The following is a 24,205-nucleotide window of genomic DNA, read 5'->3' as shown; positions in this document are numbered from 1 at the left end:
GAAAGCAGGCCCGCGGCAGCCCGACTGATATCAGTCGGGCGCCCTGCCGGCTGGACGTTTGCCGAGTGCGGCGTTCAGGAGCAACGATTCGAACAACCTGTTCACACCGTCCATCTCCTCAGGTTCGGTGACCGCCGCCGCATGCGCGAAGCCGTCGACAATCGCGCCGATCACCCGCGCCACCTGAACCGGGTCGTACTCCGATGAGATCCGACCGCCTCGCTGTCCCTCGACGACCGAACGGGCCAGCGCGTCCGTCATCCGCGCGCCCTGCCGCGCGTAACCCGCGCTCAGCTCCTGGTGCCGACGGGCATCGATCGGTGCGGTCGCGACGAAACCAGCCAGCTCGGGAAACTCACGGTTGATCCGGATCGATTCGGTCAGTGCCGCACGCAGCAGTTCGTCCATCGAATGCGGCCCGGCCATGGCAGGGGCGGCGCTGGCCAGAATCTTGCCGTAGACGTCATCGCACACCGCCTCGAACAACTTGTTCTTCGTACCGAAGTGGTAATAGACCGAGCCGGCCGTCACGCCTGCCATCTCAGCGATCAGGTTGTTGGTCGCGGGTCCGTAGCCGAATTGGGCGAAGCATCGACAGGCGGCGTCGATGACCCGCTGGCGGGTGTCGCCACTGTCGATACCTGCGGGCCGTCCCGGACCCGTCTTGGCGGTCTTGGTCACGGTCATCGGACCATCTTTACGCAGAAATACGCGGATTCGCGTGACCACGTCAGTTGTCAACAACTCCCCCGGAGGACCGCCGCACCCGGTGGAATCGGGCTGACCCGGACTCCGCACCGCCTGCCCTGGTGATCGGCTACAGCCCACTCGGCGAGACGGCGATCCGCGACAGCATCAGTCGGCTCACGTCGATCCTCACCTGACTGAAGTGGCTCAGGCCCGGGTCGAGGCAGCTGCCGGTCATGGGGCGGACTGCGCGGTGGCGCGGGCAGCGATGTTGTCCTCGATCTCCTGTGCCCACGCATGCTGGGCGCTCGTGGTGTCGATCTCGTACTCGAACCGGTCGACCATGTCGGCCGCGACATCGTCGGCGTCGACGTAGAACTGTTCGTACCAACGACGCAGCTGATACACCGGCCCGTCCTCCTCGCACAACAACGGGTTATCGATGCGGGCCTTGGTTTTCCAGATTGCCACATCTTGCTCGAAGCCGATCTTCACCCAGTCACCCAGTGCGACGGCGTTCTGCATCGCCAGCTCCCCGGACAGGCCCGCGACCTTCTTGACGATGATGCCGTATTGCAGGACAAACGAATTCGCGTCGATCGGATAGTGGCAGTTGATCAGCACGCTGTAATGGTCGGTGTCGGGATAGTGGTAGGTCAGGTCATCGATCATGAAGGCCGGCCCGTAGTACGACGCCACCGAGGTGGTGCCGAGCATCGTCGAGCCGCCCACATCGTCGCGGTCGGCGCGGGTGTCGGCGTTCATGTACTGGGTCGCGATGTGGCCGTCGAAGATGTTCTTGAAGTACGTGGGCATCGATCCGTGCACGTAAAAGAAGTGCGCCATGTCCACCACGTTGTCCACCAACTCTCGGCAGTTGGCGTTGACGACCGTTGTGTACCAGTGCCAGTCGGTCCACTCGTCGCTGGTGGCACCTTCGATGCGGGGAATCGTCACATCGGTGGGCGGGGGCTTGCCCTCGGGATCGTTCCAGACGAAGAGCATCCCGTCCTGCTCAAGGGTCGTCCAGGTATCGGTCCGGGCCAGGCGTGGGGCGCGCTTGCCGTACGGCACGGTCTTGCAGCGTCCGTCGCCACCCCAGCGCCAGTCATGGAAGGGGCAGGCGATCTCATTTCCCTTGACCTGGCCTTGGGACAGATCACCGCCCATATGTCGGCAGTACCCGTCCAGGACGTTGATCTTGCCGTCCCCGCTGCGGAATACGACAAGCTTCTGGCCGAAGACGTTCATCGCGTGCGGCTCCCCGCCACCGAGGTCGCAGGTCAACCCAAGGCAGTGCCAGCCACGAGCAAAACGCGGCGGTGGCGGTTCGGCTGCGATCTCCCGCACCTCGCACTCGGATTCCATTTCCATCAAAGACCCCTCCGAAGGCTCGCGACGACTGTGGTTCACATCACATCCAGGTCTAACACTCAGGCGCCGCTCCTGTGCCCGAAGTCCCACTGGCAGGGATCGAAATCCGGTTCAGCGCGAAGCTAGCCGCCAACCTGCGGAAGCTGATCCGCGGCGATCTCACACGGCGTGCCACCCATGGGTGCAGCAAGCGGTGCGGCAGCGGGCACCGCCGGCGGCGGGATGAGGGCCTCGGGCACCTCCGTCGCCTCGGGCGGTGGATCCGGCTGCGATTCGGTCACTTCCACAGGCGCATCCTCCAGCCCGACAGGTTCGCGGTCGGCGGCCTCGTGGATCCCATCCTCGTCGGCCGCCGCCTCGTCCTCGTCGGTGCCGCCCTCGTCGGTGCCGTTCTCGGCCTCATCGTGTTCGTCATCGTCTGGCACTGGATCGACGTCCTCGTCCGACAGGTCACCGATATCCCCGGGCAGATCATCGGCCGACGACCCGATCAGCCCGCCCAGCAGATCGGCCAGTTGCGGCCCGGTACCGGCCGAGCCGGAACCTATGTCAGGTAAGCCGCCCAGACCGGGCAGGCCACCGCCACCGAGGCCCTGGCCCGGTCCTGCCGGTGCGGCCAAGGCGGGCGCCGCCGGCTCAACGGGTGCTGCCGCCGGGAGGATTGGCTCAGGACCCGCCGCCGCTCCGGACGCAGTCCCGGCGGGCAGCACAGTCGCGGGAACCGGGAACGATGGCACGCTCGCCGGAGCCGCGGTGGATCCCCCGATCGCACCGGCTGCCGAGGACCGGTCAGCTGCACCAGCGGCGAAGGCCGGGGCGGGGCCCGGGGATGCGCCGGTGGGAAGCCAGACCGGCCCCAGCTCCCCGGGGATGCCGAATGCCGGGTGGGCCTCGGCTCGCAGCGCAGCGACGGCCTGTGAGTACGCGTCGGCCACCGCTCGCGTCGTGCTGCGCATCGCCGTCAACCAGTCCCCGCCGATATCGTTGGCCACAAAGGGTTTCACCTGGGTATCGATGAGCTCGCTGGCCGCCGAGCGGTCCCCCACACCGCTGCTCACGGTTCGCGCAGCCGCGAGCCAGATGCCCCGCTGACCGGCCCGACGCTGCTCGATCTGCAGCGCGGCGGAGACCTTGGCGTCGACCGCCTCCCGCAGATTGTCACGCAACCGGGCCAATGTGGCTGCAGCTCCGCGGATCCCGGCGGCGACTTGCGCCGCGGACGTCGCATGCCGGCCCAGGAAATCCGTCGACGCCCGACCCCCGGTGCCGTGCCATGCCTGCGTCAGATTCTGAAACTGATTGTCCTGCAGCTGTAATACCTGCTCGGCCGCGGTCGCAGCGGCCGCCAGCGCGGTGCATTCGGTATCCAGCGCCCGCAGGTCCAGGCCGTCCTCGGCGGCATACCAGTCGCGTACCTGATAGCGATATCGCGTCAGATCGGGGTGATCGAAGCCCAGCAGGTGGCAGGCCCAGACGTACTCGGCGACGGTGTCGACAGCGGCCTGCCCCTCATCCAGCCGGGACGCGACGTCGAGGCTTGCCACCACGGCTCAACCCACCCGAGCCGCGGCACGCGCGTCGGCAACCGCGTACCGATCGATCGAGCCGCGCAGCACGGCCGCGATCTCGGCACTGGCCCGGGACCATTGCCGCAACCCATCCGTCACCTCGTCCACGGCAGTCCGCACGGCGTCGCCGTCGGCCGCGTGGGCGTGCCCGGCGGCGGCCCCGTCGAAAACCGGGCCACGCAACCGGTCGCGCACCAGCGAATCGAGATCGGCGGCAACGGCGTCGTATCCGGCTGCTACCGCGGACAGGCCCGCCCTGTCGAGACGGACGGCTGTTACATCTCCCATTCCCGGTTAGACGCAGCCGGGCACCATCCGGTTCCGTCAGGGCTGAATGTTCCTCGCGCGAGCGCTCGTCAGGCCGACTGGCCGCTGACCGAATCGGCCACCCGAACCGCGACCATCCGGGCCGTGTTCTCGTCGGCGGCCTCGACCATCACCCGAACCACCTGTTCGGTACCCGAGGGCCGCAACAGGATTCGGCCGGTGTCACCCAGCTCGGCCTCGGCCTGGGCCACGGCGGACTGCACCGACGGCGCCTTGGCCACCGCGGCCTTGTCGTCAACCGCCACGTTGATCAGAACCTGCGGCAAGGTCCGCATCGGCGCGGCCAACGCGGCCAACGTGGCGCGGGTCTGGGCCATCCGAGACATCAGCCGCAGCCCGGTGACGATGCCGTCTCCGGTCGTGCCGAAGCCGGGCAACACGATGTGACCGGACTGCTCGCCACCGAGCGAGAACTCACCGGCCCGCAGTTCCTCCAGGACGTAGCGGTCCCCGACGCCGGTGGTACGGACCTCGATACCGGCGGCCCGCATGGCCAGATGCAAGCCCAGATTGCTCATCACCGTGGCCACCAGCGTGTCCGAGGACAGCTCGCCGGCCTCCTGCATGGCCAGCGCCAGCACCACCATGATCGCGTCACCGTCGATGACGGCGCCCGTGGCGTCCACCGCCAGGCACCGGTCGGCATCCCCGTCGTGGGCCAGACCCAGATCGGCGCCGTGCTCGAGGACTGCGGCCTGCAGCACCTCCATGTGGGTGGATCCGCAGCCGTCGTTGATGTTGAGACCGTTGGGTTCGGCGTTGATCGCGATGACGTTGGCCCCCGCGGCCCGGTAGGCCCGGGGAGCGGCCGCCCACGCCGCGCCGTGCGCGCAATCGACCACGACGGTCAGCCCGTCAAGCCGCGTCGTCATGGCCTTGCCCGCATGCCGCAGATAGCGGTCCAGCGCGTCCTCGGCTTCGAGGACGCGGCCGATACCGGCACCCGTCGGGCGCAGCCCCGGGCCCGCCTGCACGAGGTCCTCGATGCGGTCCTCGGCGGCGTCGTCAAGCTTGTGCCCGCCGGGACCGAAGATCTTGATGCCGTTGTCCGGCATCGGATTGTGCGATGCGGAGATCATCACGCCGAAATCCGCGTCGTAGGCACTGGTCAGGTACGCCACCGCAGGCGTCGGCAAGACGCCGACCCGCAAGGCGTCGACACCCTCGCTGGTGATGCCGGCGATCACAGCGGCTTCAAGCATCTCGCCGCTGGCCCGCGGATCTCGGCCCACGACGGCCACCCGACGACCGGGACCTGTGGAATTGCCGAGACGCCGCGCAGCCGCCGAACCGAGCGCAACTGCCAGTTCGGCAGTCAGATCGCGATTGGCGACCCCGCGCACCCCATCGGTGCCGAACAGTCGACCCATGCCCTTAAACTTCTCATAATTGGCTGCCGTAAACACAACCGACGAGGTCAGCGACCATGTCGGAGCCGAATTGAAACCCCGTCGTGATGGCCGGTGACGCTCACCGGATCACCGCCCGCGGGTCGGGTGCGGGCGGTGATCGTCGGCGGCAAGCAGTTAGCTGGAGCCGGTGTCAGACGACGAATGGCTGCCACCCGGCGCCATCGGAGGTGCCGTCGTCGGCGCAACGCTGTGCGGCGCCGTGCCCTCGGCCATCCCACCCGGGCGCTCAGTGGTCCCGTTCTGGCTGAACGAGATGGTGCCGAGGTTGTTGGTGCAAACCACGTGGTCGGTGCTGTTCGCGTCAACCCCCTGAACGGCGGTGGTCAACGATGCCGTGTCGGTGTTCTCGCACACGCCTGCCGCGATCTGGGCGGCCGCGGCGTCGTCGACGTTCTCCAGGACCGAGATGTTGCCGAGGGTCAGGTTGACCTTGCCGTCTCCGGCAGTCTCGGGCGCCGCCTGCGCGATACCCAGACCCACGGTGAACAGCAACGACCCGCCGAGCATCGCGCCCGCAGTAGCTGTCTTCACGAAGTTCCCCACAATTACTCCTTCCGATGGGACAGCGGCACCCGGTCCCCCGACGTCAGAACGACGTCCACCGGCGGCAGGAAGGTCCTGCGGGCACAACCCTGCTGACACAAAGCAGCCCCCTGCTCTCCACACCGTGGGCTTCCACGCAGGATCCACCTTCAAACCCGAATCCCGGAAAAAGTTGAGAGGCGGGGCCGCGCAGATTTCGACGCCAGGGGCGTAACCGGGCGGCCAACCACAGCCCTGAGGTAGAACCCGGCGAGGTTCGGGCCCAGCTCAGCAGGCAAAAACAAACCCGCCGGGTGTGTCCTGTACACACCCGGCGGGTTCGTTCGGCCGCAATGGCGACAGATCAGCGCTTGCTGTACTGAGGCGCCTTGCGGGCCTTCTTGAGGCCGTACTTCTTGCGCTCGATGGCACGCGGGTCACGGGTCAGGAAGCCCGCCTTCTTCAGTGCGGGCCGGTCCTCCGGCTGCACCAGAATCAGCGCACGGGCGATCGCCAGACGCAGAGCGCCGGCCTGACCCGAGGGGCCACCACCATCGAGGTGGGCGAAGATGTCGAACTGCTCGAGGCGGTCGACGGTCACCAGCGGGGCCTTGATCAGCTGCTGGTGCACCTTGTTCGGGAAGTAGTTCTCCAGGGTGCGGCCGTCCAGGTTGAACTGACCGGTGCCGGGCACCAGGCGCACCCGCACCACGGCCTCCTTGCGGCGGCCGACGGTCTGGATCGGACGGTCGATGATGACCGGCTCGCGGTGCTCCTGCTCCACCTCGACGGCCTCGGTCACGACCTCGGTCTCAGTCACTTCAGTCGCTTCGGTCACTGGGCCACCTGCTTGATCTCGTACGGAACCGGCTGCTGCGCGGCGTGCGGATGATCCGGGCCGGCATAGACCTTGAGCTTCTTCTGGATCTGCCGACCGAGCTTGGTGTGCGGCAGCATGCCGATGATCGCGTTCTCGACGACGCGGGTCGGGTGCTTCTGCAGCAGGTCACCGATGGTGCGCTTGCGCAGACCGCCCGGGTAACCCGAGTGGCTGTAAGCGAACTTGTTGGTGAGCTTGTTGCCGCTGACGGCAATCTTCTCGGCGTTGATGACGATGACGAAGTCGCCACCATCGACATTCGGCGTGAATGTCGGCTTGTGCTTGCCGCGGAGCAGCTTGGCTGCTTCGACGGCGAGCCGGCCGAGCACCACGTCTTGGGCGTCGATGACATACCACTGACGCGTGGTGTCACCCGCCTTCGGCGTGTACGTAGGCACAGCGCTTACCTCTTCTTCTCGGGTTGGACCCCGGATAATCCGGGTGCCGGTCGCGGCGTGTGTACTCGGCTTTCCCGGCGACCGACAGTGACCCGGGACCCGCTTGCCCATCAGGGCAGCACACACCAACGGAGCAGCTTACCGGTGGGTGTCCGCGCAGGTCAAAACGCAGCTTCCGAGGTCAAACGTGCGCCTCGTCGGCACCTAAACCGTCCGTAGAGCAAGCACCCGCCGACCGCGATGTCCTAGCTTGTTTCATATACACCCATCTCACACCATAATTCCGGCCATTACAGGCTTCACTCCACGTACAAGCTGCAAAACGGGCGCTGACCAGGCGTAGCCAATGACACACCATCTAGATCGACTCATCGCTCATCGGACACTGCGCAGTGCTTGAGCCGCGATAGGTAGCGCCAGCTTGAACGCGGCTGAAAGCCCCAGGTCAGCCCGGGGTAACCGAATCTTGCGCCGCATCCAACAAAAGCCGCGGAATCGAGAAACAACGCCACACTGACGCTGCGCCTAATCGGGCAACAATCTGAGAGCCTCGCCGACCAAACGGTATTCCTCTCGGCCCCATAATTGTCGCGATCGTCCTCCGCTACAACACTCAACCGATGTAGCAGCTAACCGATGAAGTACGTCCTCGTCAACCCCTGCACTTCGAAGAGCCGCGAATTCGTCCAATACAGTCACGGAGAACAAGAAAGGATCGTCGGAACTAACAGAAACCTGACAACGTTCGTCTACCACCCACTTCGCCGCGGGATGCAGCTCGTGCCCACCCACCATTCCCGACAACAGGATATTCGACGTGGGGCACGCCTCCAAGATCGTCTCACTCTTCCGAACAAGATCAAATACATGTTCGCGACACTTTGCAATATTCTTCGCAGCAACGCGATTGTAGGCGTCCAGCCTCGTGCCCGCCGCCGCTCGTGACAGTTGATAGTCTTCGTCGGCACTTACAGCTCCTACCAGGTTCATCGCCGACCGCAATCGCGGTTCCAATGCTATTGCCGACACTTCCTGGAGCTCTTCTCGCGCTATTGTCGATAGCTTTCCCGACACGTTAGTAAGAAACAATGATTTGACGAAGTCGAGATCATGCAGCCGAACAAACGCCTCGACGACGGCACTGACGTCTAACGGCGTAATTCCTGGCGGCGGGGTTAGCAGCTGGTACAGAGCCTCCTCGACGTCACCCGATGTGTCGATTCGAGTCGCACTTAGCCAAGCCAGATCAGCAACACCATCAAAAAGCACGAACGCTGGCTTGGTCCTACTTAGGATCGAGGAGGACGCCCGCTCAGACAGAGCTAGCGCATGCCCGATTCTGTAAGGCTTAACGCTACCTAAATAAAGTTCCCCAACTCTGCGAACGCCGTTTAATTCCGTATAGAAGCTCTCTCCACAATGGATCGTGAACTTGAGATCAATTTCAAGATCTTCCAACAACTGCGCACCAATACAGTACGGCCAATTGTTGCTGCCCAACTCGTCATCGGCCACGTCAATCGACCATATCGCCTCAATCCGCCGAGCACCACCCTCTCCAAGCGCCAGGGCTGACAGCGCGTTGACCCCAGCCAGAACTGTTGCAAGTTCACTAAGTCCGACCGCGGCTGGGTCACGATCAGATGCCCGCATACGGCGAAATCCCACGGGCATGGATAGCGCTAGGCCTGGAAGCCCGGCAGACAATACAGAGGCAAAGGCATCACAATGCGTCGCAAGATCTTTTACGACCTCCTTTTTAAAGGACTTATCCGTAGTCTTGTCGACTGTACTTCTGAATTCAAGACCCACAACCTCCTCTGTGGGAGCCAAGCGCTTGATCGTGGAGGCTAATAGCTGCGTCTTTATATCCGCGATCTCAGGATCTCGCGCAGCACCCTTCGCCCCTCCCAGCATCGCGAAGCGTTCCGAAAAGCGCGTTAGCCCTTCCCCCACGCGGCAGGTCAGGAATGAATGAACCGCTACGATAGCTCGTAGTAATCCCAGCACCAAACTTGTACGTACGTGCACCGGAAGCAAATCCTTCGATGCAATGAAGTTGAGTTGCTTAAGTAACGACTGCGGGTTAGCAAAGGGCGGCATCTCGATGTTTAACATTCGCCCGTCGTGCGCTTCAAAAAGAGTTTGATCCAAACTAAGAGACCGCACTACATTCCAAAACGAACCATTTTGGAAACGCAACAGCCACTCGCTTGGCAGCCCTGAGACTTCCGGATCCCTTGGCCATTCTCCGTTCGTCAGCACAAAGCTCACGCACCTAACAAAGAGACGTATCCCGGCCAGGAGCGGAGCAACTAACCAACACTGTCCGGTGGGACTGTGCAGCGTCAGGACAGATTCCTGCTTGGTACGAGGATCTACTCGGATAAGTTCAATTGGTTGCGTTCTGGCCGCCACTGCTTGAATAAAGACATCGATCGGCATGCTTCCGCCAGAATGCAGGTGCCCGTCAGCAATCTCGAAACCGAATTCGGCCGTAGCGGCAAAGGCTACAGACGCAAACGCACTTACCGGAAAGTCAGACATATCGATACGAGGAACTTTGTTAAGTTCTTCACTAGCCATCACAACTGAAAATAGTTTCAGTATATCGCCCTGCGCTGCAGTCATCATGCGCTCGATATCGTCTCGCAGGAATGGATAGCTATAGGCCCGGTTCCGCATGCGAACGATATCTGCTAGTACCGCCGGCTCTATCTCGGACAAAGCTGTAGCCGGGTTGTCTCGAATCAACCTGCCTTCACCCAAGAGTGATAAGTCGGAAGTCACCAGGTCAAGTAATGCAACGCCGGCGTATATCAAGATATATGCCCATGTCCGCGGCGCCGCTCCTGGTCCTCCATTGACTCTAACAGCGCACGCGCACGCTCAAATAATTGCTTACCTTGATCGTTTTCAACTTCAGCAAACCTCCGGTGGCCGCCACTTTCCACATGCAAAGTGGCGTTCACTGATGCGGCCCCAGATTTGAGGGCGATCCGTTGCGATCGCCACGCCTCTTCGAAGGGGTGTATCTTTTGCGCTAATCTGTCGGAAAGCCGACCGGCCAACTCAGCGTAAGATGCCACCCAAGCGCATTCCTCAGCATCCATCGGATCGCTACAGTTAGCCATGACCCGGTCGAGCCTGGATTCGAGTAAGCGCAATTTACTACGCCCAATCGATGAATCGGTTGTATCTTCGAAGTATCTCTGGTAGTAACTGGCCATCTCACCAATAACACGTGGCCTGAGAATCGCTGTCGACCATTGCATCGGAAGTAGATCCTCGCACCATCGTCGGAACGACCGGTGTGAATTCGCGCGAGAACCTCTGCAGGATTCATACAGGTCAACAGCCGCTCGTACAGAGTCCTTGTATGTGCCAAATTCTACAATTTCGCTGCGATTTTGCGCCCAGGCGATCGACGCTCCAACATTCATGGTGAGCAAACGTTCAGGACGAACAGTGTGTGACGCTGAGGCAAGCTGGTTCCACAACGCTACAGCTGAACGAACCTCTGAGAGAGTGCGACATTCCGGCAAGAAAATAAAGCGATTGTCGGTTCCATTCCCTGCGACATTGACGCGCTGCAGGTTCAACCAATCGAAGTCATCAATCGTATTTGGAGTGGCGCCATGGACGTCGAATATTCCTGAATATACGAGCTCTTGGATAGCAAGTATTGTCGAAACTATCTCACCTTCGAGGTGTTCCGGCCTCGATGAGTTTGTCCGCGGATGAACCGAACCATCTGAGTCGAATGCAGCGTAAACCGCGTGAACCGGTCTTAGATCGATGTCCACAAGTGGCGGAGCGAGGGCCGCATCAAACAACCGGTCATTAACCCCTCGCGGATACTCTCTTTGCGAGGTCAGGTACACGAATAGATCGTCAGGTTTAAGATTGATTGAAAAGTCGTAGCTAGAATATCGTGGATCATTCTGAGTAATTGTACATAATTCCGTTGTCGCAGTAGCCCCGACTGAACGGAGCCTCTCAGACAGGATGCTGAGTATCCTGCGAACGCCAAGCACTATTGCTTCTTTAGTAAGTTCTTCGCTACGAGTCGCATTACTCACCGTTTGCCAAAGCTGGACCAGTTCGCGTGCGTTATCCGGAAGCGGATTAGGTAAACCAAACTGGCTATCCGGAAAACTCATCCAGGCGTCTGAATTTAAGTCCAGCCCAAATTCGTGCCCTATCGCAGATTCAAACTCCCACATGACTTCCGCGATACTCGCGGACTGCCCGATGGGTTTAAAGTTTGGGCGCTCATGAGAGGGGATCGGGTCAATCTCAAAACGTGACGTATAAGGTATCGCCTTAATCAATTGGCGGTTGTAGCGCTTAGCGAGATTGTCGTCCGCCATGCCCTGCTTTTTTGACGATACCCATGAGTCGAAAAGGTCCACCGGATTCATACAAAATATCGGAACAATCCCAGGCATTGATCCCAGTACGCGCAAATCTCGAAGGATTGTTGTCACATTACCCGCTGCCAAATCGGCGTCGTCGATAGGCACAATTATGAGGCGAGGCTCTTGGCGGTCGCCTAGAGTGGACAAAGTCATGGCGACACTTTGCAGAACGCGAACGACGCGCACACCTGACCGGCTGACAGCGTTCGCATCCTCGGCAAAATCCCCTGGGCCCTCACTTGAGTTTTCGAGTGCGGAGAGCGTCGTTCGGGCTATCGCCTGAAGCCGCGCAGCGTCGCCCAGTTGTCGGGTTAGTGCGAGTCTGTCGTTGTCATCCAAACCGAGTCCAAAAGGATCCGGACCGCGGGTAGCGATGTCCCACATCGAGGCTAAAAACGCAGAGATAATCGACTCACTCTGAGAATAAAGTTCGGGCCTGAGTATTGGAGTTACAATATCTCGATTAAATTCGCGCAATCTGGCTAAAGTAGCAGCCAACAGGGTTGATTTACCGGCGCCTCGCTCACCCATGATCGCAATAGTTGCGGGTTCATCGGTGAAAAGCATCTCCGAGTCGAGGCAATCTTGATAGCTAGAGTACACATCTTTTAGCTCACTATAATATGCATTAATACGGCCGACGATGCTGTCACGGAGGACTGTGAGATTCCTAGGCTCGTCCCGTCCACTGAGGATAGTATTGAACGACCCATTCCACGAGTTCATTCGCGGAATGTTAGTCGCTGTAGCTCGCGCCTGCGTCCGATAATTGCTTCAGTTTTTGCCGAATCTCCTCGAATACGTGCCGTACAACCTCCTCGTGGCCCGGAGCCTGTGTCTGTAACCACGCGAGGACGTCATCCTCTGGAAGTCCGGCTAGAGAATCAGCCGCGTCACCCGCTGTAGCACGCGCAATGCGGTAGCCAACGATGTTCGTGAGCGTAGCGACGAGCTGATCGAGCAGCTGCGAAGCTTGCTCCTCCGTCAGACGTGTATAGCCGAGGTCGGCGATGACATCGCGCGTTATCGTAAGCGTCAACCGTCTCCCCTTGTCCTGCCAGCACGCAAGCCCAGCTGGTTGCATGCGACGAATCTGATGGAGCTAGATTACGCCGCCCAACCGCAATGATGGGTCTTGCAGCAGTAAGAAGATAGTGGGTCTTGCGGCAGTGGGTTAACGGCATCGGGTTGACGTCCATTTCGAATGCGCTGCGCCGTGCTCCAACCGCCAAGGTCTGCTGGCGTGTTGAAGTCGACGCACGGCCTGGGACTGGATCAACGCTCCGCCTGAAAGACCATCGTCGAACGCGGAGCGAAGCCCTATCTCGGCCCAGGGAGTCGAGCGTAATCATGTGCCAGGCCGCCTGCTCCAACGTAATACTCGATGCACGCGATCGATCAGCTGCCGGCCACTCCTTTCAAACGCGATTACGACACCGCGCAGAGGGTGTCTTGACCTAGGCGCTACGAGACCGAGTCCTGCTGGTCAGGCACCACCGTTCCGTCCGCGCGGTGCAGCGGGGCGTCCTTGCCGCTGGGCTCGATGTAGCCCTCCGTCGTGCACTCGTACGGGTCGGCCTGCTTCTTCTTCGGATCGATGAACATCGGATTGACCACCCACCGACCGTCGGAGTTGTCGTAGGCGGTGCACATCAACTCGGTCTTGTTGCGGTTGAGCACCAGGCGCAACGCCGTGGCGTCGGTGAGGAACGTGACGTCGGTGTCGGAGTCCCCGGCGCCGAAGGCCGCACGTTTGGCCTCTGGCTGCTGCTCGAACGCGGCGGGCCCCTTGATGCCGAAGACGTCCTCGTTGACCCGGCACCGCTTGCCCTCGATGTACGGGATGGCCGTCTCGCCGCCACACGGCACCAGCCTCGACGTCAGGACATCACCGTCGCGCTCGGTCCGCACCCCCATCACCTTGTCCGGGGTGAAACCGAGATCGGCCGCCCACACCCGCACCACCGGCTCCGCCGACGCGGAGATGATGCGGACGTCGAAACCGTTGGCGCGCAAGGTTTCCACCAGATCGCGCATCTGCGGGTAGTAGCGAACCCAACCGGTCTCGTCACCGCTGCCGACCTTCTGGTCCGTGCCCTCGGGCGCGTCGAGGTTCTCCTTGCGTGCCGCCTCGGCGAAACCGGTCAGCTCGGATTCGGGCCAGCCGGCCAGCATCTGCGCGGCCCAGGCATACGAGGGCTCGAACCGGCGGGCGTTGAACCCGGCGAACGCCGGCTCGTCGGCACGTGTCTCACCGTCGGTGTAGACCGACAGCAGTTCGTCGGCGCAGCCCAGATCGGTGTTCGTCGGCATCGGTTGGCCCGGAGTTGTTGCGGCGCAGGCCTTGCCGAGCGCAGCCGTGGCCTGCGGGGTCAGGTACGGGCTCGTCGTCGACCAGTCGCCGCCTGCGGGTGCCCGCAGCTTGCCGTTGCGCACCATCCAGAAGAACGTCGCATCCCCGATGTCGTTCTTGACCACGGTGTTGTCCCAGTCGAACAACGCCAGCGGAGCGCCGTCGGCCACCGAGCCGTCCGCCCCGCAGCTGCCGCGTTCGGCGAGCATCGCGTCAATCCGGTCCCGGTTGTCGCCGTACCAACCCGGGTTGTCCGCCAGGGTGCGGCAGTTGGCGGCCGGTGTCTCGGTGCCAGTTTGCGTACCGGCCGACGGCTCCGCCGAATCGTTGCTTGCACCGCAGCCCGCGACAGCAACGGTCGTCGCGGCGAGCAGGGACAGAACGGCACGCACGGTCATTGAGACTCCTGATTCAGTTGAGCTGGGTCATGCTGGACGGGTCGAGCGTGGAGGTTCGTGAGGTGTCCTTCAGGTCGACACCGGAGCGGCCCAGCGCCAACGCGCCGTCGACCAGGCCTGCCGCCACCCGCGCGGCCTCGGTGTATCCCAGGCCATCGGGCGGGTGGATGTTGGAGATGCAGTTGCGGTCGGCGTCGGTGCGGCCGGGCATCGGCAGGTGGGTCAGGTAGATGCCGAGGCTGTCGGCGACACTCAAGCCCGGCCGTTCTCCGACGATGACGAGCACGGTCCGCATGCGGGCCTGAGCTGCGATGTGGTCGCCGAGTGCGACGCGGGCCTGCGTCGCGATCACCGGCGGGGCCAGGGTGTAGCGGTCCTTCAATTGAGCCACCAGAGCTGCCAGTAGCTCAGCGCCATGACGATCCAGTGCCGTCGGCGACAAACCGTCGGCCAGCACGAAGCCGATGTCGGCCGGGGTTTCGGGCACCTGCATGCCGGTTGCGGGGGCCCGGCCCAGATCGGGACGGCGAAGGTACTCGTCGCGCGAGGTGGCTTGACTGGTCACCACGGTCGGCTCACCGATACCCACCTCGAGGACAGCTTGCCTGAGCCGATCCAAATCCAGCGGCACGTGCACGGCGTCGCGCGCCGCGGCGTGGGCAGCGGCCAGTTCGAGCACCCGGCGCGTCGGCAACGCGTTGCCGGCCCGGCCCAGCCCGATCCTGGCCTGCGTGGTTTTGCGCAGCTCATCCCAGAACTCTTGAACCGCAACCTCGTTCGGGCTCATCGCACCTCCCCCGAAGTCAACGACCGCAGCGCCGAGCGCTCCAGGTCGAACGGGGTCAGCTTCCCGGAGTCGTCGACCATGCCGACGCTGCGCAGCCACGCCTCGAACTCCGGAGCCGGTCTCAGTCCCAGGGTGCGCCGAGTGGTCAGCACATCGTGGAACGACAAGCTCTGATACCCCAGCATGACGTCGTCGGCGCCGGGCACGGTGATGACGAACGCCACTCCCGCGGCAGCCAGCAACGTCAGCAGGGTGTCCATGTCGTTCTGGTCGGCCTCGGCGTGGTTGGTGTAGCAGACGTCCACCCCCATCGGCAGGCCGAGCAGCTTGCCGCAGAAGTGGTCTTCCAGGCCGGCCCGGATGATCTGCTTGCCGTCGTACAGGTACTCCGGCCCGATGAAGCCGACGACCGTGTTGACCAGCAGCGGCTGCAGGTCGCGGGCCACCGCGTAGGCGCGGGCCTCCAGGGTCTGCTGGTCGACGGGCTTGCCGCCGACGCCCAGGTGCGTGCCCGAGCTCAGTACCGAGCCCTGCCCGGTCTCCAGGTACATGACGTTGTCGCCGACGGTGCCCCGGTGCAGGCTGCGCGCCGCTTCGTTGCCTTCCCGCAACAGCTGCAGGTTCACCCCGAACGCGGAGTTGGCGCCCTCGGTGCCGGCGATCGACTGGAACATCAGGTCGACCGGCGCACCGGCCTCGATCAGGCCGATCGTGGTGGTGACATGCGAGAGCACACAGGACTGGGCCGGAATGTCGTAGCGGGTGCGGATCGAGTCGAGCAGATACAGCAGATCGGCGGTGGCCTGTGGCGAGTCGGTCGCCGGGTTGATCCCGATCACCGCGTCGCCGCAGCCCAGCAGCAGCCCGTCGAGCACCGCCGCGGCGATGCCGCGGGGGTCGTCGGTCGGATGGTTGGGCTGCAGCCGGGTGGCCAGGGTGCCGCGGCCGCCGACGGTGGTGCGGAACGCGGCGGTCACCTCGGCGGCGGCCGACACCGCGATCAGATCCTGGTTGCGCATGATCTTGCTGACCGCGGCCACCATCTCCGGGGTGAGCCCCGCGGCGACGGCAGCCAGCCGCTCGGCGCTGTGGTCATGGGCCGTGACGTCCATCAGCCAGTCCCGCAGCCCGCCCACGGTCAGGTGTGAGATCTCCGAAAAGGCCTGGCGGTCATGGCTGTCCATGATCAGCCGGGTCACCTCGTCGGTGTCGTACGGCACCAGCTCCTCGTTGAGGAAGATGTCCAGCGGCAGGTCCGCGAGCACCCAGGCGGCCGCGGCGCGTTCACCGTCGTGCTCGGCCGCGCAACCGGCGAGTTGATCGCCGGAGCGCAGCGGGGTGGCCTTGGCCATCACCTCGACCAGACCGTCGAAGCTGTAGGTCACCCCCGAAACCTGCTGGTGGTACTTCATTTCAGGGCACTCTCCGCTTCCGCGAGCATCGCGAACTCCTCGTCAGGCGAGTTGGCGACCAGACGGTGGCGGCTGTAGAGCGCGAAGTAGAGCATGAACGCGCAGAACACAGCCAGGCACAGACCCGCGGCCACGGGGCTGACCACGAAGGTCGCGATGAGCGCCACGACCGCGATGACCAGGGCGAAGCCCGTGGTGACGATGCCGCCCGGGGTGCGGTACGGCCGCTTCATCTCCGGCTCACGCACCCGCAGCACGATGTGGCTGATCATCATCAGCACGTAGCTCAGCGCCGCGCCGAACACCGCCATGTTCAGGATCAGATCACCGTGACCGGTCAGCGACAACAGGAAGCCGACGATGCCGGGGACGATCAGCGCGAGGGTCGGGGCCTTGCGCTTGTTGGTCACCGACAGCCTCGTGGGGAGGTAGCCGGCCCGCGACAGCGCGAAGGTCTGCCGCGAGTAGGCGTAGATGATCGAGAAGAAGCTCGCGATCAGTCCGAACAGGCCGATGTAGTTGACCGCCTTGGCGGCGAACCCGGTGCCACCGAGGGCCTGCACCAGCGGATCGTCCACCGTCGACATCGCGTCGGCACCGCCGGCGCCGGCCGTCAGGAACAGCACGGTGACGCAGGTGATGATGAGCACCGTCATCGCGGCGATGATGCCGCGCGGCACGTTGCGCTCGGGGTTGGCGGTCTCCTCGGCGGCCAGCGGGACGCCCTCGACGGCGAGGAAGAACCAGATGGCGAACGGGATGGCCGCCCAGATGCCGAGGTAACCGTGCGGCAGGAAGCTCGACGCACCTGCCGCCGCGGCGTCGGGGGCGATGTCGGTCAGGTTGGCGACGTCGAAGTGGCCGATGGCGCTCACGGCGAAGATGACCAGACCCAGCAGCGCGATCGCGGTGATGACGAACATCAACCGCAGCGCCTCACCGACACCCGCGAGGTGGATGCCGATGAAGATGACGAAGGCCGCCAGGTACACCCACCAGCCCTTGTGTATACCGAACAGACCGAGCGATTCGACGTAGCCGCCGATGAAGGTGGCGATCGCTGCCGGCGCGATCGAGTATTCGATCAGGATCGCGGTGCCGGTGGCGAAGCCACCCCACGGGCCCAGCGCGCGGCGGGCGAACGTGTAGCCGCCGCCGGCCGCGGGCAGCGCCGAGGACAGCTCGGCCAGGCCCAGGACCATGCAGAAGTACATCGCGGCGATGACCACCACGGCGATCAGCAGACCACCGAAGCCACCCTGCTCGAGGCCGAAGTTCCAGCCCGAGAAGTCACCGGACACCACATAACTGACGCCCAGGCCGGCCAACAGCAGCCATCCCGCGCTTCCGGATTTGAGCTGACGTTTCTGTAGATAGTCAGCGCTCTCCAGGTGTTCTTCCACACCCGCCATGTCAAACTCCTTCATTTACAACGTTTTCGAATGTCTCGTATGTGATGCCGTCAGCTGATGACGGTCTTCGCAGGCGGCGGCCCACCTTTACCCCGGCAACACCGCCGGTCCGACGCCGGAGCTCCGGCGAGTTCACCTTCCAAAGGTATGAAAATCAACCTTTAATGGAAGATTATTACCCCACTCTGCGACGGTGTCTACCCCAACGGTCAGTTTCGTTGTCAATCGTCGGGTTTGAGCGGAACACCTACCACGATCCTGGCCGCATTGTGCCCTAGTACCCGGACAACCGAAGGGCGCGTAACTGCACCAGACATCAACTCGGGCAACGGATCTGACAGCTTGGCATGTTGCACGCACACTTCACCTCCGGGGCCGACACCCACCCCGACATGCAGCGGCGATCTGAGCGCCGCGCGGCGCGCAAGTTCCGTCGCAGGCACCCCGGCGTCGCCCGGAACCAACAGGTACGGAACGCCTTCTTCCTCGATGCCCGCGAGCACGTCGCGTTCGACATCCCGGCTACCCGAACTCAACACCACGATCACCGGACGATCAGGTTGACCACCGCTATGCACTGAGGCCCGCTCCGACCAGCCGAGCGTGCGACGCCACCAGACCGGTGGCCACGGCGTTCCGTGGCCCCTCCGACCCGCGTACATTTCCTGTGCCGCAGACGATTCCGAACGGAGCCAGGGCATCCGCGATGAGTTCGGGGATCTCGAAGTCCAGCGCGCATCCACCGAGCAGCACCACGAACCCGATCTGTCGCAGGTCACCACCGGGCGCGATGGCCCGCAGTGCGCGCAACGCATTCACCACGAAGACCCGTTCCTTGGCCGCGCGGCGCACCAGCCTGACCCGGTCCATGGAATGCCGGGTGGGGATCGCATTCATGCCGTATTCAGCCAGCGTGACCACTCGCGCGAACGATGCAGCGGGCAGCGGCTTCTCGAAGAACATCACGGTGCCGTTCTCCAGCCGGACATGAAAGAAGCTCTCCGCCTTGCCCAACGGTGATCGTTTGATGTCCTCGGCCAGTTCCAGGTTGTCGAGACCGAGCTCGGCGTCGATCAGCTTGGTGACCAGATCGCCTGCACCGGCCAGGTGCACGGTACCGATCCCGCCGTCCACCGCCAGCGATGCGGCATCGGTCGAGCCGCCACCCAGATCGAGCACCACGAGCGGCTTGTCGGTGCCCGGCGTGGTCAGCGCACCCAGCGCCGCCATCTCGGCCTCGACACCACCGACCATCACCTCGACACGGTCAGCCCCGGCGGCCCGCAACCGGGCCCGAACCTCGTCGGCGACCGCTCGCATTCCGCTTTCACGCGTCCGGACCATGGCCGCCAGCGCAACCGCGTTCTCCAGGGCGACCTCACCGGCCACCCCGCCACGAACCTCCTGCGGCACAAAGGTATCCACTGCGAGCAGATCCTGGATGCATACGTCGGCCAGCACATGTCCGGACAGCTCGGCCATGCTGTGCCGCACATTGGCGATCATGCCGCCGGTGTTGGTGCCTGCCTCCCCCGCCACATCCGCCAGCGGAGCGACCCGCTCGACCGCGCTCATGATCTCCGGTGCACCGCGGGACACATCGACGGTGACCCGCTTGTGTACACCGGACAGCTCCAGCGATCCAGCCGGGATACTGCGATCGGCGACATCGCCTGCGGGAGTGCGCACCACCACCGCCGAGCGGTTGCCGGTCAACGCCCGGGCCACCGGCGAGATCACCTTGGTGGCAGCCGCGTCCAGGTCGAAGATCGTCGCCAGCCCGTAGGCGTTGGACAGGGTACGGATCGAGTTACCGGGTGCGGCCACCTCGACTGCGGCCAGCATGCCCAGCGGCACCGCATCGATGCGCGATACCTCGTCGATCACCGGGACCACGGAGTCGAGCCGGTTGGCCACCAGCACCGCATCGTCGTTGCCCAGGATCACCCCGCGCACCGTCAGCCCTTGTGCCGCTGCCGCATTGATCCCACGTGCCGCGTCCTCGAAGTCCACGTCCCTGGGCACCACCACGATCACTTCGGTGCCGGATGGCGTTTGGGCGAGGTCGTCGAACGCCACGGTGACGCCCACACCGAGACCGCGGCCGCCAGGGGTGCGCGGGTCATGACCGATCATCGTCGACTCGGTGATGATGGTTTCGGTGATGGTTTCCATCGCCATGCCACTGATCACCGGCGTGGCCTCGTTCAGCAGGACGAGGTCCAGGTCGGCCAGTCGCACCGCGCTCGCCTCCAGCGCTCGAACCACCGCCTGGGCCACGCCGTCCACGTTTCGAGGCGTGCCCTTGACGCCCGTCGTCGCGGTCAGTGCCGCGCCACGGAACCTGGTCGAGCCGTCAGTCGCGACGACCGCGGCACTGGCCTCGGTCGTCGAGTTGCCGATGTCGACACCGACAACAGTCAACGCCATCAGGTACCCAGTGCCTCGGGGGTCAGCTCGCCGAACTCCGGCGTCACCTCTACCGGGCGATCCTGCTTGCGGATCTGCTCGGTCTCCTTCAGGTGCAGCAGCGCCGCCTTCGCCTGCCAACGCGGCCGCGCCATCTGATCATTGAGCGTCGGAACCGGTTCGGGTGACTCACCTTTGGCGTACTGGGCGGCGTTCGACCCGATGCGGCGGTAGGTCTCCAACGTCATCAGCGGACTCTGGGGGAACAGTTCGAGGCTGGACAACCTGGGCAGGTCACGCTGATGGATCATCGATGTGCCGCGAGACAGGATGCCGATACCGATGCCCGACCCGCTGAGCCTGGCCGCCGCGTGTGCGACCACGGCGAGGTCACTGCTGTGCCGGATCCGGATACACCGGGCGGTCACCTCCTGTTCCTCGATACCGGCCAGGATCTGACGGATCACGTCGGCATGAGACAGGCCGACGATGGTCTGGCTGAAGAAGTCGGCGAACGCAGGCGAAATCGCCAGCACCACTTCATCAGAGCGCTTGCCGGGTTCTGCCGGCCGCTCGCCGGTGAAGCTCAGTGTCCGCTGCCCGGTCACTGCCGACATGTCACTCGACCTCCAGTTCAGGATTCTCGGCGCTGGTCACGTGACGTAGCCGCTTCATCTCTTCCCAGCGTGCGCCCGTGGGGCGGTAGCCGGTGCCCGGGCCCGCATAGTCGTTGCGGTCGTTGACCGCAGACAACGGCTGGAGCTCGCGCGTCATGATCGCCGACGTCTGCAGCAGGTCACCCGAGACCCGTTGCCGCAGAACGGCCAACAGGTTCTCGGCGACATCGGAGAAACCGGTCGATTCCAGCGCCTTCACCAGGTCCAGTCCCGTGATGTTGCGGTCCATCACCTGCTGAGCACCCTTGAGGTCTTCCAGGACGTCCCGCGGGATCAGCTCGCGGCTGCCGTGCGCATACACGGCCGTCTCGATCTCGGCGTCAGAGATGGCGGGCAGGTCCAGGTATGCGAACACTGCCTGCAGAGCCTTGGCCGCACGATGCCGGACAGCGAGAATCTCGGCCTCGTTGACGTGGCGCAACCCGCCGTCGATCTGCAGGTCCCGCTGGATGGTGTTGAAGTCGTCGTAATCCTCGGCGTCAAGGTTGGATCCGGCGAACATGTCGTCGTAGTTGGGTGGCGCCGAGTAGCCCGAGCAGATGAAATCGGTGCCCGGCATCAGCTGCGGCAACAACCGCGCCACCCGGCGCATCGGCGAGTGGGAGAACGACTGGTCGTTGCCCGAAGCGCATTCGAGGTCCACCGCCGAGGCAATCAGATTCTCCGCCGCCACCGCCCGGATCCCCGCCGGTACCGCACCCGGCACGCCGATGCAGGAAATCGAACCGTTCTGCAAGCCCTGCACGCCTGCGCCTTTCGCGACCAAGATGCACCGGATCTCGAGGTACAGCATGGAGCGGCCCTCGGCGTTGCCCATCTGCACCTCGGAACCGGTGCCCGAGGTGAACCGCATCTTGATGCCACGCGAGGCATAAGCCGCGGCCAGGAAGGCCTTCGACCACGGGGTGTCATCGCCGTCGACGAACACCGACTCGGTGCCGTAGACCGAGATGGTCTCGGCATAGGCAGTGATGCCGCGCATGCCGAGTTCGAGCTCGGTGGCCTCCTCGAGGGCGCACTGGGTCAGGCGTCCACCACAGCCGACCTGGCTGCCGATCTGCTGCGCCATCGCCACCAGCGGCGCGTAGCGCACCACACCCAAAGTGGTTTCCACTTCCGAGAATCCGCGCAGCGAAGCCTCGGCGGCTTCACACGCGACCTGGAGCGGGTTGTCCCGAGCGCTGGTGCAGTGCGCCTGGTTCGCCGGGGTGCGACGGGCCCGCATCTTCTGCATCCCCATCATGATCTCGACGATGTTCAGCGTCTTTGCCACTTCGAGCAGCTTGGCCGGGGTCAGTGCCGTGGTCACCGCGATCACCTCGTCGCGGGACACATGTGGGTCGACAAGCATCCGAGCGATGTCGGCCGCCGGGATCGCCATCGCCTGCTCGGTGGTCGCGGTGTCGATGGCGTGATCGGCGATGAACTGGTCGATGAAATCGAAATCGGCGCGGTCCCGGCCGTCCATCTCGACGATCACCCCGTCGACGACGCGCACGCTCGGCGCAGGATCGAATGCGCTGTCCAGCGCGACCATGCCCACCTCGGGCCATTCCTCGACGAAGCCGTCGAGGTTGACCGGCCGGTCCTCAAGGACCTTGGTGCGCTCGGACTGCCTGCGCCGGCCGGCCGTGGAATGTTGTGGCGATACTGCCGTCACCGGTGTTCTCCTATTCGCTGGTGGCCAGGATGTCGCGGCGCTCGTACACGTCGGCGGCCTCACGGACGAGCCCCGCCAGCAACGCCGCCCCGTATTTGGTGTCCAGCTCGTCGGCGATGGCGTCGAGTTCGGCCTTGGTGGAGGCGTTGGGCCGCAGCGCGTTGTAGATCTGCAACACCCGCTCGTCGCTGATCGCGGTCATCTCCGCGGCGCGGCGCAGGTTCGAGCCGAGCTGGCGGCGTCCCACCTTTTCCGCGATCTGGGCCTGCAGTCGCAGGGTCTGCGGGGTGATGCGCAGATCGGAGGCGGCGATCTCACCTGACATCACCGCGTCCATGGTGATACCGCCGATCGGCGTGCCGTTGGGGGTGAACAGCAGATCCTCGCGATGGATGCTCAGCGGGTAATCGGCCGAAGGGTCGAGAATCGGTTCCGTCATTCACTACTCCAACTGACTCGGGGCGGATCTCCCACCGACGTGCGACACAACGCGAGCCAATTGTGCGCTGCATCACGTTGCATCAGGGTTGCGCCGCAGGTCAGTGCGGCTAACCTGACCCGACGATGGACGCCGGAAAATCTGACCCGATCGCCGCGCTGGGCGAGTTCTTTGCCCTCCCGGCGGCCGATCCCGCCGACTGGAGGCCGATCGCGTCCCTGTGTGGCGATCCGGCCGTCCTGCACGAGTACACGATGCGCACCCGGGCGGCGACGGCCGCCGGCTTCGGGATCGACGAAGCCGACGTGCCGGTGAAGGCCGCGGCCTCCTCGGTGCACCTGTCGATCGCCGCACGCCTGTTGTCCCCCGCACTCGGCGCCGCGGTGTGCTTTGGCAGCGTCCCACTACTCACGATGGATTCGCTGTTCTGGCAACAGGATTCATCCCACCGACCAGCCCTCGGAAAAGCCGGTGTCGAATGGGTGACCGAAACCGACCTGCGGCGGGTCGCCGTCACCATCGCCGAATCGCTGATCGAAACCGTGTTGCTCCTGCTGAACGGCACCATGGGGCCGGCGGAATCCCTTTCGCCACAGGTGATGTGGGGCAACATCGCATCGGCGGCCAACGGCGCGGTCACCGTACTGGCCATGTCCCGCCCCGACGCGCAGCGCCGCGGCCGTGAGCTGGTGGCCGAACTGATCGCGATCGAACCGCTGCGCGGTGCCGCAGACGTTGTGGGAGAACAGTTCCGGCGGCGCAACTGCTGCCTGTTCTACCAGGTGCCCGGGGGCGGCTACTGCGGTGACTGTGTTCTGACCAGCGGGCCGGGCTAGATCCCTAGAGGGCGCCGCCCCTGCTCCGGCGACATTGCCGCTGCCGCAGCGGTGGCTACATTGCCGCTGCCGCAGCGGTCGCCACTGCGACATCCTGCTCGACACTGCCCGCACTGACCCCGACCGCGCCGATCACCACTCCGCCGGCTTCCAGCAGAACCCCGCCGCCGAACACGACCAGCCCGCCGGCGGTCTGCTCCAGGCCGTACAACTCACCGCCGGGCTGGCAGATG

The 24,205-nt window shown here is 64.0% G+C and carries 23 protein-coding genes; 2 read left to right on the top strand and 21 right to left on the bottom strand.

Going from position 1 to position 24,205, the window contains the following annotated elements; all coding sequences use genetic code 11:
* Positions 1-30 precede the first annotated feature (30 nt).
* The gene (locus tag A5779_RS32075; RefSeq protein WP_064888087.1) at positions 31-687 is read right to left on the bottom strand and encodes a TetR/AcrR family transcriptional regulator; all 657 of its coding nucleotides are present in this window, start codon (positions 685-687) and stop codon (positions 31-33) included.
* Between the two features lie 47 nt (positions 688-734).
* On the opposite strand from A5779_RS32075, the gene A5779_RS34200 reads away from it, so the two are divergent.
* Positions 735-884: a hypothetical protein gene (locus A5779_RS34200; RefSeq protein ID WP_165609199.1), complete on the top strand. Its 150-nt coding sequence runs from the start codon at positions 735-737 to the stop codon at positions 882-884.
* Positions 885-921: 37 nt separating this feature from the next.
* Here the strand turns inward: A5779_RS34200 and A5779_RS32070 are convergent, their stop codons facing one another.
* The 19 genes from A5779_RS32070 to A5779_RS31990 all read right to left on the bottom strand — a co-directional run bounded on the left by A5779_RS32070 (position 922) and on the right by A5779_RS31990 (position 23,136).
* Positions 922-2,061, bottom strand: a complete 1,140-nt coding sequence (locus A5779_RS32070) for a 3-ketosteroid-9-alpha-monooxygenase, oxygenase component (protein WP_207549150.1) — start codon at positions 2,059-2,061, stop codon at positions 922-924.
* Positions 2,062-2,183: 122 nt separating this feature from the next.
* On the bottom strand, positions 2,184-3,608 hold the full coding sequence (locus A5779_RS32065) for a hypothetical protein (RefSeq protein ID WP_064888040.1): 1,425 nt from the start codon (positions 3,606-3,608) through the stop codon (positions 2,184-2,186).
* Positions 3,609-3,611: 3 nt separating this feature from the next.
* Positions 3,612-3,917, bottom strand: coding sequence for a type VII secretion target (locus tag A5779_RS32060; RefSeq protein ID WP_064888038.1), 306 nt, complete (start codon positions 3,915-3,917; stop codon positions 3,612-3,614).
* A gap of 68 nt (positions 3,918-3,985) precedes the next feature.
* Complete coding sequence (gene glmM / locus A5779_RS32055) at positions 3,986-5,326, bottom strand: phosphoglucosamine mutase (RefSeq protein WP_064888036.1); 1,341 nt, start codon at positions 5,324-5,326, stop codon at positions 3,986-3,988.
* 156 nt (positions 5,327-5,482) lie between these two features.
* Positions 5,483-5,911, bottom strand: a complete 429-nt coding sequence (locus A5779_RS32050; RefSeq protein WP_131811732.1) for a hypothetical protein — start codon at positions 5,909-5,911, stop codon at positions 5,483-5,485.
* Between the two features lie 343 nt (positions 5,912-6,254).
* Complete coding sequence (gene rpsI, locus A5779_RS32045; RefSeq protein ID WP_082941946.1) at positions 6,255-6,728, bottom strand: 30S ribosomal protein S9; 474 nt, start codon at positions 6,726-6,728, stop codon at positions 6,255-6,257.
* Positions 6,725-7,168 carry a 50S ribosomal protein L13 gene (rplM, locus tag A5779_RS32040; RefSeq protein WP_055109823.1) on the bottom strand — a complete coding sequence of 148 codons (444 nt, stop codon included), beginning with the start codon at positions 7,166-7,168 and terminating at the stop codon, positions 6,725-6,727. The genes rpsI and rplM overlap by 4 nt, the downstream gene beginning before the upstream one ends.
* Positions 7,169-7,693: 525 nt before the next feature.
* Positions 7,694-9,958, bottom strand: a complete 2,265-nt coding sequence (locus A5779_RS33300; RefSeq protein ID WP_131811731.1) for an amidohydrolase family protein — start codon at positions 9,956-9,958, stop codon at positions 7,694-7,696.
* A gap of 29 nt (positions 9,959-9,987) precedes the next feature.
* Positions 9,988-12,315, bottom strand: coding sequence for a P-loop NTPase fold protein (locus A5779_RS33920; RefSeq protein ID WP_131811730.1), 2,328 nt, complete (start codon positions 12,313-12,315; stop codon positions 9,988-9,990).
* A gap of 10 nt (positions 12,316-12,325) precedes the next feature.
* Positions 12,326-12,628: a DUF5663 domain-containing protein gene (locus A5779_RS32035; protein WP_131811729.1), complete on the bottom strand. Its 303-nt coding sequence runs from the start codon at positions 12,626-12,628 to the stop codon at positions 12,326-12,328.
* 425 nt (positions 12,629-13,053) lie between these two features.
* Positions 13,054-14,340, bottom strand: coding sequence for an HAD family hydrolase (locus tag A5779_RS32030; RefSeq protein ID WP_064888030.1), 1,287 nt, complete (start codon positions 14,338-14,340; stop codon positions 13,054-13,056).
* A 13-nt stretch (positions 14,341-14,353) separates the two neighbouring features.
* Entirely contained in the window at positions 14,354-15,127 is a 774-nt protein-coding gene (eutC, locus tag A5779_RS32025) for an ethanolamine ammonia-lyase subunit EutC (protein WP_064888028.1), read from the bottom strand.
* On the bottom strand, positions 15,124-16,539 hold the full coding sequence (locus A5779_RS32020; protein WP_064888026.1) for an ethanolamine ammonia-lyase subunit EutB: 1,416 nt from the start codon (positions 16,537-16,539) through the stop codon (positions 15,124-15,126). The genes eutC and A5779_RS32020 overlap by 4 nt, the downstream gene beginning before the upstream one ends.
* Positions 16,536-17,951 carry an ethanolamine permease gene (eat, locus tag A5779_RS32015; protein ID WP_064888085.1) on the bottom strand — a complete coding sequence of 472 codons (1,416 nt, stop codon included), beginning with the start codon at positions 17,949-17,951 and terminating at the stop codon, positions 16,536-16,538. The genes A5779_RS32020 and eat overlap by 4 nt, the downstream gene beginning before the upstream one ends.
* A gap of 221 nt (positions 17,952-18,172) precedes the next feature.
* Positions 18,173-18,499: a glycerol dehydratase reactivase beta/small subunit family protein gene (locus A5779_RS33295; protein WP_236734950.1), complete on the bottom strand. Its 327-nt coding sequence runs from the start codon at positions 18,497-18,499 to the stop codon at positions 18,173-18,175.
* Positions 18,500-18,521: 22 nt separating this feature from the next.
* The gene (locus tag A5779_RS32005; RefSeq protein WP_064888022.1) at positions 18,522-20,381 is read right to left on the bottom strand and encodes a diol dehydratase reactivase subunit alpha; all 1,860 of its coding nucleotides are present in this window, start codon (positions 20,379-20,381) and stop codon (positions 18,522-18,524) included.
* Positions 20,381-20,977 (bottom strand): propanediol/glycerol family dehydratase medium subunit, encoded by a 597-nt coding sequence (locus A5779_RS32000; RefSeq protein WP_064888020.1) that lies wholly within the window; start codon positions 20,975-20,977, stop codon positions 20,381-20,383. Before A5779_RS32000 ends, A5779_RS32005 begins: the two co-directional genes overlap by 1 nt.
* A 1-nt stretch (position 20,978) precedes the next feature.
* Entirely contained in the window at positions 20,979-22,697 is a 1,719-nt protein-coding gene (locus tag A5779_RS31995) for a propanediol/glycerol family dehydratase large subunit (RefSeq protein ID WP_064888018.1), read from the bottom strand.
* A 10-nt stretch (positions 22,698-22,707) separates the two neighbouring features.
* On the bottom strand, positions 22,708-23,136 hold the full coding sequence (locus A5779_RS31990) for a diol dehydratase small subunit (protein ID WP_064888016.1): 429 nt from the start codon (positions 23,134-23,136) through the stop codon (positions 22,708-22,710).
* 125 nt (positions 23,137-23,261) lie between these two features.
* On the opposite strand from A5779_RS31990, the gene A5779_RS31985 reads away from it, so the two are divergent.
* On the top strand, positions 23,262-23,972 hold the full coding sequence (locus A5779_RS31985; protein WP_064888014.1) for a (2Fe-2S)-binding protein: 711 nt from the start codon (positions 23,262-23,264) through the stop codon (positions 23,970-23,972).
* 55 nt (positions 23,973-24,027) lie between these two features.
* Here the strand turns inward: A5779_RS31985 and A5779_RS34845 are convergent, their stop codons facing one another.
* Positions 24,028-24,183: a heme-binding protein gene (locus tag A5779_RS34845; RefSeq protein WP_269085859.1), complete on the bottom strand. Its 156-nt coding sequence runs from the start codon at positions 24,181-24,183 to the stop codon at positions 24,028-24,030.
* Between the last annotated feature and the right edge of the window lie 22 nt (positions 24,184-24,205).

Origin of the sequence: Mycolicibacterium peregrinum, assembly GCF_001665625.1 — a bacterium.
Taxonomy (GTDB): Bacteria; Actinomycetota; Actinomycetes; order Mycobacteriales; family Mycobacteriaceae; genus Mycobacterium; species Mycobacterium peregrinum_B.
Note: the sequence above shows the minus strand (reverse complement) of the source record. Positions and strands in the feature narration are given on the sequence as shown.

What these genes read in the sequence shown, in the direction of transcription:
- A5779_RS32075 (WP_064888087.1), bottom strand. Translation starts at nt 687, where the DNA reads ATGACCGTGACCAAGACCGCCAAGACGGGTCCGGGACGGCCCGCAGGT.
- A5779_RS32070 (WP_207549150.1), bottom strand. Translation starts at nt 2,061, where the DNA reads ATGGAAATGGAATCCGAGTGCGAGGTGCGGGAGATCGCAGCCGAACCG.
- A5779_RS32060 (WP_064888038.1), bottom strand. Translation starts at nt 3,917, where the DNA reads ATGGGAGATGTAACAGCCGTCCGTCTCGACAGGGCGGGCCTGTCCGCG.
- glmM (WP_064888036.1), bottom strand. Translation starts at nt 5,326, where the DNA reads ATGGGTCGACTGTTCGGCACCGATGGGGTGCGCGGGGTCGCCAATCGC.
- A5779_RS33920 (WP_131811730.1), bottom strand. Translation starts at nt 12,315, where the DNA reads ATGAACTCGTGGAATGGGTCGTTCAATACTATCCTCAGTGGACGGGAC.
- A5779_RS32030 (WP_064888030.1), bottom strand. Translation starts at nt 14,340, where the DNA reads ATGACCGTGCGTGCCGTTCTGTCCCTGCTCGCCGCGACGACCGTTGCT.
- eutC (WP_064888028.1), bottom strand. Translation starts at nt 15,127, where the DNA reads ATGAGCCCGAACGAGGTTGCGGTTCAAGAGTTCTGGGATGAGCTGCGC.
- A5779_RS32020 (WP_064888026.1), bottom strand. Translation starts at nt 16,539, where the DNA reads ATGAAGTACCACCAGCAGGTTTCGGGGGTGACCTACAGCTTCGACGGT.
- eat (WP_064888085.1), bottom strand. Translation starts at nt 17,951, where the DNA reads ATGGCGGGTGTGGAAGAACACCTGGAGAGCGCTGACTATCTACAGAAA.
- A5779_RS32005 (WP_064888022.1), bottom strand. Translation starts at nt 20,381, where the DNA reads ATGGCGTTGACTGTTGTCGGTGTCGACATCGGCAACTCGACGACCGAG.
- A5779_RS32000 (WP_064888020.1), bottom strand. Translation starts at nt 20,977, where the DNA reads ATGTCGGCAGTGACCGGGCAGCGGACACTGAGCTTCACCGGCGAGCGG.
- A5779_RS31990 (WP_064888016.1), bottom strand. Translation starts at nt 23,136, where the DNA reads ATGACGGAACCGATTCTCGACCCTTCGGCCGATTACCCGCTGAGCATC.
- A5779_RS31985 (WP_064888014.1), top strand. Translation starts at nt 23,262, where the DNA reads ATGGACGCCGGAAAATCTGACCCGATCGCCGCGCTGGGCGAGTTCTTT.